Raw genomic sequence first — 12,966 nt, forward strand, 5'->3', positions numbered from 1 at the left:
GGTCAAGGTGAAAAAAGTAGTGCAAACTTATGTCTGCACTACTACTCTTTTCTCAAATCTCTCATATTCGATATGTATAAAGCAATGACTAAAACAAGAATGGATCCCGCATATAATAACGTCTCCATCGGTTCCTCATGAGATACAATAATTAACCGAATTAATGCCGTAATTCCGATATAAATAAAATAACGTAACGGGAAATGATAGTTCGATTTAAAATACTTAATAATTAATGCAATAAACTCGAAGTATAGGAAATATACGATGATACTTTCAACCAATTTATACGATGTATATTTCTTTGTTGAAAAGATGTATTGAATAAATGTGATTGTCTCATTAATTAAAAAGATAGATAAGACAATGGATAATATAATTAGCGCTATATTTAATATCCATTGCAAAACACTAGCTATAAGATGATCGATATTAAATGACTTCATTTTCTCTTTAAACTCCCCTTCGTATACGTACGTATTTATTATAGCAAAATTATCATTGGAAAGAAGTTAAATCATATATTCGTCCTTTGTTGTTGCCAGTGTAGGGAAGATTTAGTGTGTGGAGAATTCTGTTTACAACCATACCCGACGAAACATGGAGAAACTCTTTCAAATTACCGTTCGTACATGTCGTACTAATGATCAATGCATAATCTCGTATAGCATCCTCATGTGCCACTTTTGAAAAATCTTTACAACTTGTACAACGCCAGCCCTTCTTCACTTTAACCATTGGAATAACTAAGCATTTCTCACATTGTACTCCATTTAACAACTCCTCTTTTTCTATTTTATATTGCTCAAGTATATTTTGTTGAAGTGGAGAATGCTCCGTTATTATTTGATGAATGAGCCTATCTACATTATCTATAACTTTTCTTTTATATTTACTTTCAAACCACTTTATTTTATGAGGTAAATTTGCACTATGAATAATTGTATGAAGAAGATTGTCATCTGAAGATTTTATAATGGTACGAGGCGAGCTAATAACAACAAGGGACTCAATTGGAAGACTAGAGGAAAATCCATGTAAGCTTAACCATCTCTTTATTTGTATTTCTTGCCTTTTTATTTGTAAAACCGGATCTGGAAATCCCTCTGAATTTCCTTCTGTTATTCGGATAAGTTGATTAAACTTTGTATCAAATATTAATGTACCTGCTATATTTTTATCTCAAGAAAAAGAAGAAACTTTGTGGAAAGGATAATAGTATCAATTTGAAAGTATTTATCATAATTAGATAAGCGAATATCATGTAAAATACTATACTCTTTCTCAGAAATAAAACTAAGTGGATAATCAATCGATTGCTCCCCTTTATATCCCGCCATGTGTTTTGCCAAGTTTTCTCCAATTAAATTTCGTTTCGGATGATGTACAGGTAACCTTCTAAAAAGTGCTTCTAACTGCCTTATATAAATCGGCATTTTTCTTTCTTTCACAATCACCTCAAACACCCCTTTACAAATATATCAACGATTTTTTCAATATATCTATCATAACTCACAATATATCAACGATTTTTCCAATATATCTATCACAACTCACAATATATCAACGATTTTTCCAATATATCGATTGGTCGACAATATCCGACACTACCTCACTCCAATCACTCACAGCATATCCTAGAAAAACACCTTCAGCAAAAACTTAAAATCGCATTTCCGCATAAAAAACCATAACCTGCTCCTCCAGCAAAGTTATGGTTTTTACCTTATAATGCCACTCTACCTATAACTTTGCCGTGAATTCCACAAAATCCATTTGTACTTATACCAACTTTCACTTTTTTCACACTGAAACTATATACCTCAAAATCGTTTCATAATGTTATTACTTCAGCATAGCTACAATTTATATAATAACGGTACAGTACAAATAACGTGCTGAATCACTAAGTATGGGGGAATAACGATGAACGAAGCATTACTATTAGTCGACATACAAAATGATTACTTTAAAGGCGGCAATATGGAATTACATCTACCTGAAAAAGCCATCCAAAAAGCGAAAGAAGTATTGAGAGTGTTTCGTGAAAAACATAAAACAATTATTCATGTACAACATATTGCGAACAATGAAGGAGCTACCTTCTTCCTCCCCGAGACAGTAGGTGCTCAAATTCATGATGATGTACAACCGATCGCTAATGAAAGAGTCATTCAAAAATATCACCCTAACAGTTTTTTAAGAACAAATTTATTAGAAACATTAAAAACAGAAAAAATAGACCAACTAGTAATTTGCGGTATGATGACTCATGTATGTATTGATGCAACAGTACGGGCTGCCAGTGATTTAGGATTTCAATGTATTGTAATTGAAGATGCTTGTACAACAAAAGATTTAGAATTCCAAGGAAATCTAATCCCAGCAGTACACGCTCATCAATCGTTCATGAGCGCATTAGAGTTTGGTGATATTTACGCAAAAGTCATGTCAGCAAGCTGTTTTATAAATAAAAACAAATAAAGAATTACAGTTCCATATGAAAAAAGAAAGGATAAATATCTTATTCTTTCTTTTTTTCCATTGTCTTAATGACAGTATTTATACGATAATCACCATAATGTAAAACATCTGCAAGCGTCTCTTCTAATTGCTGATGCGAAGATGTGTGAAGAATCATGATATAACACCCATCGCCACTTATACGATACATTTCAGTGATTACGTCTGTTTTTTCGAAAAAACTTTGAATTTGATTATGATAATGTGGTGCATGCAAAAATAGCGTAACAAACGTCATAATGGATCCTTCCAGCTTAGCTCTGTCGATATCTATCGTATATTTTTGAATGACACCTGCCTCTTCTAATTTGTTAATTCGTTTTCCAACGGCTTGGCCAGTCAAATGTACTATCTCTCCAATTTCCCTCCAGTTCATTCTAGCGTTTTCTTGTAGTAACTGTATAATTTTAAAATCTGTTGAATCAAACATGGACATCCCCTTCCTATATGAAGCGACTTCTATAAAATCTTCATTTCCCATACAGTTCAGCTCAAAAATTTTGCACTACAATCGATTAACTCTATTAGGAATTACATTATTGTTAACGGCTTTCCTTCTTCTTTACAATGTATTTTTTTGATTACTCGTAGGCATCAGAAACAACTTTAGTAAATATTAGAAAGATCCCTGTAGCAAGCTAGCGATTGCTTTTTTATAAATATGAAAATTTTTTAGGAATTAGTTTATCTTTTTTTAATGTTTTATTTAGAGGGAGTTTATACTCTGGGATTAACATAATAAACGTAGCAACTAAGTTCATTGATTCAACCTAAATCTTTTCATGTAACAAAGATTCAGAAGGATGAACTACTACTATAATCACAAACCGCACTACTTAAAACCATGTGAATAACATGAAAATCATACAATGAGGAGACGATAAAAAATGAACAAAAAAACGAAAGCACTATCATCAATACTGCTCGGATTCACATTAGCATTAACAGGGTGTGCTGGTACTAAAGCCGAAGAAAATCATGGTAAACAAAAACAAGAACAAGCTGCTAAAGAGACGAAAAAGGAACACAAGTTAACGAAAGGCCAAAAAATGGCTAACATTCTTAGCGATACTAATTGGCAAGGTACAAGAGTATATGACAAAGATAAGAATGACTTAACAAAAGAGAATGCAAACTTTATTGGCCTTGCAAAATATGATGCGAAGTCCGGCAGATATGAATTCTTTGATGCTAAGACAGGTGCAAGTCGTGGCGATAAAGGAACTTTCTTTGTCACAAATGATGGGAAGAAGAGAATATTAATTTCAGAATCAATGAAGTATCAAGCTGTTGTTGACATGACAAAACTAAATAAAAATGTATTTACTTATAAACGAATGGGGAAAGACGCTAACGGTAAAGATGTAGAAGTTTTCGTTGAACATGTTCCATATAAAGAAAAAGAACTTTCTTTCACTGATCCGGACAAGCAACTGAACACTACTACAGGCGATATTGTTAAAAATGTTGATGGAGATAAAATTTTAGGCGGCACCCTTTGGCATGGAACAAAGGTATTAGATGAAGCTGGTAATGATGTAACACAGTTTAATTCTAATTTTATAAGTCTAGCAAAATTTGATGACAAGTCTAATAAATACGAGTTCTTCAATAGCGAAACAGGTCAAAGCCGCGGTGACTATGGTTACTTCGATGTTGTACACGAAAATAAAATAAGAGCTCATGTATCAATTGGAAATAATAAATATGGTGCGGCTCTTGAACTTACTGAACTGAACAATAAGAAATTTACGTATAAAAGAACTGGTAAAGACCAATCTGGTAAAGACATAACTATATTCGTTGAACATGAACCTTATAAAGGTGATGTTAAACCACAATTTAGTTTTTAATTAGTTTGATTAAAAATCCTGTACTGAACTACAGGATTTTTCTTATGAGTCTACTTTTTATATTCGAAACATGAATTAGCTGTAAAATGAAATAGGATCATGCCCTCAAATAAGTAATAATAGAACCCCCTGTTGCATACAGCGCAGGGGTTTTGATGTTAAAAAATTCCCCTTCACTAGTCAAAGGCAAATAATGAAAAAAGAAAAATCAGATGTAAAATAATCAATAATTATTAAAAACAAATAAAAGGAGTATCTCTTATTTAATAAGAGATACTCCTTTTATTTTTGGAAACATGTCTTAGCCACAAGCAAAAGGAACCATAAACTTACATAAAGTTTATTTTAACTTCCCTATTGATAGGTTAACACGGTAATTCCCATACTTTAATAGTCGCCCCAGAAAATTATCCAATTCTTCATTGGAAGCAAAATGTGTTTTTAATAAATAACATCCGTCACCACTTATACGATGTACTTCAGAAATCCCTTCTTCTCCTTGAAAGAAATTCATAAACTCTTGATGGTTAGCTGTTGTTACGAACAAAGTAACAAACGCAGTCACTACTTGTCCTAATTTGATTCGGTTTATTGCGATTGTGTATTGCTCAATAATCCCTAAATCCTCTAACCTTCGAATTCGATTTCCTACCGCCTGTCCCGTCATATGTATTTTTTGACCAAGTTCTTTCCATTGTATTCTTGAGTTTTCTCCTAATAATTTCAGTATCTCAAAATCTGTTTGATCAATGATATAAACCAATCCTTTCACCGTGAAAGTAGAAAGCCAGAAAGTGTTTCGCCAGCTTATTCTGCTTATCGATACAATTCACTATACTTAGTTTATCCTCTTACATCACATTGTTTATCAGTTATATTCACTTATAACATAGAGGACGCAACAAAAAATACATCTAGATTTAAAGGAGGTTACAAATATGTTATTACAAGAAATCCTATCGTTCAATGAACAATTTGTAGAAAATAAGGAATACGCTCCTTTTGAAGCGACAAAAATGCCTAAAAAACGTATGGTTGTTGTTTCTTGCATGGATGCTCGTTTAATTGAGCTACTTCCAAAAGCTTTAGATATACACGATGGTGATGCAAAAGTTATCAGAAATGCAGGTGGTAAAATTGCTTCTCCTTTCGATAGCGTTATGCAAAGTGTTATAGCATCAGTATATGATCTAAATGCAGATGAAATCTTTCTTATCGGACACCATAAATGTGGTGCAAGCCAAACTAATCCAAAAGGAACACTTCAAAAAATATTAGATCGTGGAGTAGCTTCATCCGAAATTTTATCAGCAATTGAATATGCTGGTGTTGATCTTGAAAATTGGTTATTTGGATTCGATGATGTCTGCGACTCAACTCAAGCTAATGTTGATTTAGTAAGAAATCATCCACTTATTCCAAAAGATGTTCCTGTACATGGTTTAGTCATTGATCCCCACACAGGTAAATTAGATTTAGTAGTTGATGGATATAAAACATTAAATGGTATGAAAAATTAATTATTACTCAAATGAAGGGAAGTTATTAAATATGAATAGACAAGAAGCTACGCAAAAAATTATGGAAGCAAAAATTGCAAAAGGTTTAACATGGGAAGAAATTTCAAAAGTAAGCGAAAACTCTGAGACTTGGGTTGTAACAGCATTATTAGGACAAGCTACAATGACACGTCCGGAAGCAGAAAAAATCGGTAAATTATTAGAATTAGACGAGGAAGTGGTTCAGGCATTAACAGTAGTTCCACTTAGAGGTCAAGTAATGCAAATGCCTCCTACTGACCCAATCTTATATCGACTATATGAAATGATGTTACAATACGCACCAACTCTTAGAGAATTAATCTTAGAAAAAGCTGGCGAAGGTGTAATGAGTGCAATTAACTTCAATCTAGGTGTGAATACACAAGAAGATCCAAAAGGTGGCGATCCTCGTATCGTTATTACACTTAACGGTAAATTCTTACCATTCCGTACATGGTAATTAATTTTAAATCTATATATATAATTAAAATAATTTTATGGATTTACAAAATCCATCCTTTTTAATCTAACTGTATAGAAAGGATGGTTTTTTACTATGAGATTCTTTTTCGACAAAGGAGAATAATATGAACAAAAAATACTTTAATACGAGCTTTAGTATTCTACAGTGGTTTGTGTTTCTATTAGCAAATGCAATTGCATTGCCTATCATTATTGGTGGCATATTTCATTTATCAATAGAAGATATCTCAACATTAATGCAGCGAACTTTTTTAGTCGTGGGAGTAAGTTCATTTATACAAGCATGGTTTTGGCATCGCTACCCCATAGCAGATGGTCCAGCAGGTTCATGGGTAAGTATATTTGTCATACTGGGACAAGTAGCTATGCATCAGGGACAAAGTGCAAAAGACGTGTTGCAACTTTTAGAAAGCGGGTTAATTATTGCAGGTATATTACTCTTCGTACTTGGTATAACAGGGCTTGTGCATCGAATCTTACGTTTATTTACCCCTTTAGTTACAGGAACTTTTCTTTTAATCTTAGCACTTCAGCTTAGTGGTGTGTTACTAAAAGGAATGATGGGATTACAAGAATCTGTAACTCATCCTGATTATACAACAACTACTATTGCACTCTTTGTTTTTACCATGATTACCTTCTTATCAATTAAAAGGAAAGGCTGGATGAAAAGTTACGCTGTGTTACTTGGCATTTCATTTGGTTGGCTTTTGTATGCTTTATTAGGAAAATCGTCTCATATGCCTTCACACACACCGTTAGTTAAGTTACCACAGATATTTGCTTGGGGCATGCCTAGATTCGATATTGGAATGACTCTAACTGCAATTTTATTTACATTTCTTTTAGTTGCAAATACGATTGCTGCTATTTCGGCTGTAAAACAAGTGGCTCCATTATCTAAAGAAGATGAAAAGCAAACACTGAACCGTGGTGTATGGGGCGGAGGTATATCACATATTATCTCGTCGTTGTTCTCTACAATTGGAATTGTACCATTACCTGCATCAGCAGGATTTATTCAACTAACAGGACAAAGAAAAGTGAAGTCATTCCTTATAGCAAGTCTCATATTAGCAGGAATTTCTTTTATCCCCTCAATTGTAAGCTTTATATCCTTACTTCCAGGCCCTATTGCTAATGCTGCACTTTTAGCAACATTTGTCCAAGTAATAGGCCTTTCATTTCAATCAATTTTACGTGAAGAATTAAATCAACGCCGATTAACTATATTAGGAATTACATTATTAATCAGTTTAGGAATAATGTTTCTTCCAGAAAGTGCATTTAGCGGTATTCCTTCTTCCTTACAATATGTTTTAAGTAACGGATTACTCGTAGGCACTATGATCAGTATTCTGCTAGAACAGTTTTGGAAAGAGTAAAGGGTTTATACAATGCAATAATACTCCTTGCTCAGTCCTAACAAAAAGGGATCACACCAGACGGTTGATCCCTTTTGTTTTATAATAACCTCTCTTATTTTTCTACAATATCTTTTGCTTATAAAGCTTTATGTTAACACAGCTATTGGTTTAGCTTGTCCTGACATATTATGAATTTCCGTTCAATTTATCTAAGATACTCTTATCTATTTTTGTTTGATCCACTTTAGCTATTTTAGAAACAATCCCACGGCGATCTTCCCAATCAATCAAATAATATTGATTTTTTTCCAATTTATTTTGCACGGAAATTTTCAGTTTTCTTTCTTTCCCTTTTTTATCGTACACTTTCTCATCGTAAACATGATACGTAAGAATTTCTCCATTACTCAATTTTTCGTTTTCTACTGTAGAATCAGTCATTACCTTTACATAATATTCTTTAGTTGAATAGTACCCATTACCTGATTTCAGATAGTAGAAAGCACCTCCTATTATAGCTAATAACACAAAAATCCTAATGATCCATTTCATATGATAATACCTAACCTTTCTATCCTACTTGTAAAATTTATATTCATTCACATATAAATCTTCCTTACTTTAAGTATGCTTTATCTAAAAAGAGGGTACAATCCAGTTTCCTTACACCCACATTACACTTTTGTAATCCTATCATTTTGGATTAAAACATTTTTATCATTTTACAAAACAAGCATAATTTTTTCGCAAACAAAAGAACCATACCCCTACCAACCTGGAAAAGCTATGGTTCTTATCGTATAAAATTGTAATTTGAATATTATTGCCGTAAACGCCAATCTCACAGGATTATTTGCATAAGGTGTTCAGCAATTTTGTCCCCACTTATCTTTTTATTTTTTCCTTTTCTACCAGGGCTGCCGCCCACATTTTAACGAAAATATACGCTAAGGATTATCTTGCAGCGTAACAAGCTACTTCTCCCTTACATGTAGACACACTATACCGAATCTTAACTACATCACAACTTCTTATATGAGAACGGACGAAACCTACTTTGTCTAACACAATTGTGTTAGCTTATGAGTGGATAACCAAACCAGAATATAATGATTCCCTTACATTCACCGTCCGAGTGTTCAACACGTCGCAGGACTGGGAGTAATGACATATCTGTGGAGCTATTACCAACAGCCAGAAAAATTAAGAGTTATCATGATGGGCAATCGCATAAAAAAAGCTGCTGCCCATAAAATACAGACAGCAACTTCAACTAGAGTAGCTAGCATAATTTACGCAAGCTACAGTATACATTTTGTAACTAATAAACAGCGATTGGCCCATAAGGACCCTTGATAATTTCTATTTTTGTTTCAAAAATAGCTGTCAAAAGTGTTGGATCCATTACCTCTTCTACTGTTCCAAAAGCAGCAATTTGACCATCTTTCATAGCACAAATTTTGTCAGAGTACTTAGCCGCAAAATTTATATCATGCATAACTGTCAAAATTGTTCTTCCAAATTCATTAGCTGCACGTCTCAAATGCTCCATCATTTGAACAGAACGAGCAACATCAAGGTTGTTCAGAGGCTCGTCCAAAAGTACATATTCCGTCTCTTGGCACAATACCATCGCTACATATGCCCTTTGTCTTTGACCACCAGAAAGTTCATCTAAATATCTATTCTCTAAATTAGTTAAATCCAAAAAATCGATATATTTAGAAATAATAGATTCATCCTCTTTCGTTAATCTTCCCTTTGAATAAGGAAAGCGCCCAAATCCAACTAGTTGTCTAACAGTAAGCCTAGTTACAAAATGATTTTCTTGTCGCAATATAGTCAAAACTTTTGCTAAGTCTTTTGATTTGGATTCAGAAACATCCATATTTGCTACTTGAATGTGACCTTCATCCATATCTAAGAGTCTTCCAATCATCAAAAGTGTCGTGGACTTTCCAGCGCCATTTGGTCCAATTAAAGAAGTAAAGCCTGCTTTTGGTATTTCAATATCCAAAGGTCCTATTTTTACCTTATCACTATAGAACTTTTTAACGTTATCAATTTTTATCATAAAGCCCTCTTCCTTAAAACTATAGTTAAGAATATGATTCCACCAAATAATTCAATAATAACTGAAACTACACCTTGAGCATGGAATACATGATACATTAAAAAGTATGCACTCGTCATTATCAAAAATCCTATTGCAAAAGCCATCGGAAAAATATATCTATGATCATAAGTTGACGCCGCCTGATAACTCAAAGTTGCTACTAAAAAGCCATAGAAAGTAAGTGGCCCAATTAGAGCTGTTGAGATGGACATTAAAATAGCTACTAATACAAGCGTATAAATTACACTAGGTTGATATTTAACCCCGAAAGAAGTAGCAACATCCTTTCCTAGTGACAAAACATTCAAATTCTTAGAATGAGCAAAAATTAATACTGCTACAATTATGATCATAGGAATTACAATAGGAAAATATGCAGGATCTGCATGATTAACAGAACCAAATAATCTTGCTTGTAAAATATCAAATTCTGAAGGCGCAAGTAGTTTTCTCATAAAAGTTGACACAGAATTTAGCCCGGTACCAATAATAATTCCAACTAAAAGCATAAGTTGTAAATTCCCGTATTTACCGGAAAGTAACCATCCATAAAGTATCAAACTCATGAAGACCATAACAACAACTTGGAATAAAAATGATCCAATTCCATTAAAATTTATTAACGCACTAGCACCAAAGAAGAATACTGTACTCGTTTGAATTGCTGAATAAAGTGATTCGAAACCTAAAAGTGAAGGAGTAATAATTTTATTATTCGTAATAGATTGGAAAGCAACTGTCGACAAGCTATGGCAAACCGCAGCAATAATCATTGCAACAATAGCTACTATCCTTCTCTTAACAACTGGGATAAAAGATGGTGAATCTATCGGAACTGGATTGTTATACACTAAAAGTCCATATGAAGAAAGGAGACCTAAACCAATCAATGTTATCAGTAAAATCCAATAACGTCTTGCTTCCTTCTTAGAACGAAAAGCGCTAGCTGATCTACTTTCATTATGAAGGCTAGAATCGATTTCGACATTTTCTTTATTTCTATATTCTAATGTGATCATCGTAGCCTCCTTGGTTTTCTCTGTCTCAATAAAATAGTAATAAATACGACTGCTCCCACTGTTGCAAGTATTAAAGAAACAGGTAATTCAAAAGGCTTTATAATTGTTCGAGAAATGATGTCACAGGCAGTTATTGACCCCATTCCGATCACACAAACCCAAGGTAAATTACTCCTAAGATCATCACCTCTAAACATTGAAACGATATTTGGCACAATTAATCCTAAGAAAGGTAAGTGTCCAATAACAGCTGCAACAATTCCAACTGCAACAGAGATAAGACCAGTCCCAAAAAGAACAATTCTATTGTAATTAACTCCAAGGCTTGTTGCGACATCTTCTCCTAGTCCAGCTAAAGTCAATCTATTAGCATACATAAAAATAAGAAAAGTAATGATAACAATCAGCCATAAATATTCATATCTTCCCACCTGAATGTTAGCAAATGAACCTACGAACCAAGTTTCAATACTTTGTGTCTTTTGAAAAAGGAGTCCCAAAAAAGTAGACACTGCAGAAATAACTGCTCCAAGCATCAATCCAATAATCGGGACAATTAAAGACGAACGAAGTTTAACTCTTCTTAAAAATAAAAAGAAAATCATAGTTCCTATAAAAGAAAAAATGATTGCACCAGTCATTCTTTGCACTAAAGTCGGGGCAGGGAATAATAAATATACAAAAAGCAGGCCTAAGCCTGACCATTCAATAGTCCCCGTTGTAGTAGGTTCAACAAAACGATTCTGTGTAATAAGTTGCATGACGAGCCCTGCCATCGCCATTGCAGCTCCAGTAAGCATTAATGCAACTGTTCTCGGAACACGAGTTATGAAAAACATCTCCATTCCGTCCTCTTGTCCACGTATATCATAAACTCCAGTAAACAGTGATATAATCCCTAAAATTATAACAACTATAATCGCTATTATAAAAGATTTTGTCCATAATTTATTGTGATTATAAAACTGGGGTTGAGAAATATTCTCAACCCTAGAAATTATATTTTTTGACACTGTTTCGTACTCCTTTACACTACTTAGCTAAAGTTTTTGCAAGATTTCCAAACAACTCTATATAAGTCTGAATTGATTCATTTGTGTAAGTATCTTCTGGTGCATAAACAACTTGTTTTTTAGAAACAGCAGTTGTGTTTTGAAGAGCTGGTGATTTAGAAATAACATCCTTAGCAGGTGTTGAAGTAGCTGCATCAGATGTTGCAGCATCACGATCTAATACGAAAAGCCAATCAGGATTTGTTTGTGCAATAGCTTCAACAGAAACGTCATCACCTTTATGACCTGCAGTAGAATTTGAAACTTCTAGTGCTGGAACCCAACCGAAAATTTCATACATTGGTCCCCAAACACGACCAGAATGTGGAGCAGCAAAACCAATATTCCCACCAGTAACGATAACACTCATAACTTTATCTTTTCCGTTATAAGCAGATTTTGCAGTTTCAATAGATTTATCAAAATCAGCCACTAATTTTTTAGCTTCTTTATCTTTATCAAAGATTTTTCCTAAAGTAATTGTAGAATCTTTAAGTCCTTTTACTAAGTTTTTCCCAGGCGTAGTAGATTTCTCAGAAACATCAAAATTAAGATCAATAACAGCTGCATTTGGCACTAATTTTTTGATCTCTTCGTAATGATCAGCAAATCTTTGACCAACGATTACAAGGTCAGGGTTTGCAGCTGCAATAATTTCTAGATTTGGTTCACGGTGATTCCCAATATTTTGAACTTTTTCATCCTTTTTATATGCTGAATCAGCAGGCATGATATCCTTTGGAGCAGCCGCTAATTTAATTCCCCAATCAGATAAAGTTTCAAAAGTTCTGTTATCCAAAGCAACTACATTCTTTGGGTTTACAGGGACTTTAACAGTTCCATGAGCATCAGTGATTTCAACCGTTTTTGGCTTATCACTACCATTATCTTTATTATTAGCCTTCGAAGTTTCTTTACTTGAATCTGAGCAAGCTACTAACATTAAAGTGAAAACTGCTAGAATACTCACTAATTTTAAAAGCATAGATTTTTTCATATGTATACTCCTTAT

13 protein-coding genes and 1 pseudogene are annotated in these 12,966 nt (G+C 33.6%); 5 read left to right on the forward strand and 9 right to left on the reverse strand.

Annotated features, from left to right (window positions below; all coding sequences use genetic code 11):
• Window positions 1-41: 41 nt before the first annotated feature.
• Entirely contained in the window at window positions 42-446 is a 405-nt protein-coding gene (psiE, locus tag MHH42_RS25695) for a phosphate-starvation-inducible protein PsiE (protein ID WP_000834705.1), read from the reverse strand.
• A gap of 52 nt (window positions 447-498) precedes the next feature.
• A pseudogene (locus tag MHH42_RS25700) lies at window positions 499-1,451 on the reverse strand (nuclease-related domain-containing protein).
• Between the two features lie 475 nt (window positions 1,452-1,926).
• On the opposite strand from MHH42_RS25700, the gene MHH42_RS25705 reads away from it, so the two are divergent.
• A complete protein-coding gene (locus MHH42_RS25705; RefSeq protein WP_340894515.1) occupies window positions 1,927-2,484 on the forward strand; it encodes a cysteine hydrolase family protein in 558 nt (185 codons plus the stop codon).
• A 40-nt stretch (window positions 2,485-2,524) separates the two neighbouring features.
• Here MHH42_RS25705 and MHH42_RS25710 read toward each other — a convergent pair whose 3' ends face one another.
• Window positions 2,525-2,959, reverse strand: a complete 435-nt coding sequence (locus tag MHH42_RS25710; protein ID WP_033657330.1) for an Lrp/AsnC family transcriptional regulator — start codon at window positions 2,957-2,959, stop codon at window positions 2,525-2,527.
• 451 nt (window positions 2,960-3,410) lie between these two features.
• Between MHH42_RS25710 and MHH42_RS25715 the strand changes: the two genes are divergently transcribed.
• On the forward strand, window positions 3,411-4,376 hold the full coding sequence (locus MHH42_RS25715) for a DUF4822 domain-containing protein (protein ID WP_097872961.1): 966 nt from the start codon (window positions 3,411-3,413) through the stop codon (window positions 4,374-4,376).
• Window positions 4,377-4,716: 340 nt separating this feature from the next.
• Here MHH42_RS25715 and MHH42_RS25720 read toward each other — a convergent pair whose 3' ends face one another.
• Window positions 4,717-5,148 carry an Lrp/AsnC family transcriptional regulator gene (locus MHH42_RS25720; RefSeq protein ID WP_002039967.1) on the reverse strand — a complete coding sequence of 144 codons (432 nt, stop codon included), beginning with the start codon at window positions 5,146-5,148 and terminating at the stop codon, window positions 4,717-4,719.
• Window positions 5,149-5,314: 166 nt separating this feature from the next.
• Here MHH42_RS25720 and MHH42_RS25725 point away from each other — a divergent pair, with 166 nt between their 5' ends.
• The 3 genes from MHH42_RS25725 to MHH42_RS25735 all read left to right on the forward strand — a co-directional run bounded on the left by MHH42_RS25725 (window position 5,315) and on the right by MHH42_RS25735 (window position 7,785).
• Window positions 5,315-5,896 (forward strand): beta-class carbonic anhydrase, encoded by a 582-nt coding sequence (locus MHH42_RS25725; RefSeq protein WP_000926486.1) that lies wholly within the window; start codon window positions 5,315-5,317, stop codon window positions 5,894-5,896.
• A 31-nt stretch (window positions 5,897-5,927) separates the two neighbouring features.
• Entirely contained in the window at window positions 5,928-6,377 is a 450-nt protein-coding gene (gene cynS, locus MHH42_RS25730) for a cyanase (RefSeq protein ID WP_001081568.1), read from the forward strand.
• Window positions 6,378-6,504: 127 nt separating this feature from the next.
• On the forward strand, window positions 6,505-7,785 hold the full coding sequence (locus tag MHH42_RS25735; protein ID WP_340894520.1) for a purine/pyrimidine permease: 1,281 nt from the start codon (window positions 6,505-6,507) through the stop codon (window positions 7,783-7,785).
• Window positions 7,786-7,953: 168 nt separating this feature from the next.
• Here the strand turns inward: MHH42_RS25735 and MHH42_RS25740 are convergent, their stop codons facing one another.
• From MHH42_RS25740 to MHH42_RS25760, 5 genes are all read right to left on the reverse strand, one after another.
• A complete protein-coding gene (locus tag MHH42_RS25740) occupies window positions 7,954-8,319 on the reverse strand; it encodes a YxeA family protein (RefSeq protein WP_340894522.1) in 366 nt (121 codons plus the stop codon).
• A gap of 769 nt (window positions 8,320-9,088) precedes the next feature.
• Window positions 9,089-9,841 carry an iron ABC transporter ATP-binding protein gene (locus MHH42_RS25745; RefSeq protein WP_340894524.1) on the reverse strand — a complete coding sequence of 251 codons (753 nt, stop codon included), beginning with the start codon at window positions 9,839-9,841 and terminating at the stop codon, window positions 9,089-9,091.
• Entirely contained in the window at window positions 9,838-10,902 is a 1,065-nt protein-coding gene (locus MHH42_RS25750) for an iron chelate uptake ABC transporter family permease subunit (protein ID WP_000631250.1), read from the reverse strand. Before MHH42_RS25750 ends, MHH42_RS25745 begins: the two co-directional genes overlap by 4 nt.
• Window positions 10,899-11,915 carry an ABC transporter permease gene (locus MHH42_RS25755; RefSeq protein ID WP_000041827.1) on the reverse strand — a complete coding sequence of 339 codons (1,017 nt, stop codon included), beginning with the start codon at window positions 11,913-11,915 and terminating at the stop codon, window positions 10,899-10,901. Before MHH42_RS25755 ends, MHH42_RS25750 begins: the two co-directional genes overlap by 4 nt.
• 19 nt (window positions 11,916-11,934) lie before the next feature.
• Window positions 11,935-12,951 (reverse strand): siderophore ABC transporter substrate-binding protein, encoded by a 1,017-nt coding sequence (locus MHH42_RS25760; protein WP_016107229.1) that lies wholly within the window; start codon window positions 12,949-12,951, stop codon window positions 11,935-11,937.
• Window positions 12,952-12,966 lie beyond the last annotated feature (15 nt).

Source organism: Bacillus sp. FSL L8-0099, from assembly GCF_038006385.1.
Taxonomy (GTDB): domain Bacteria; phylum Bacillota; class Bacilli; order Bacillales; family Bacillaceae_G; genus Bacillus_A; species Bacillus_A toyonensis.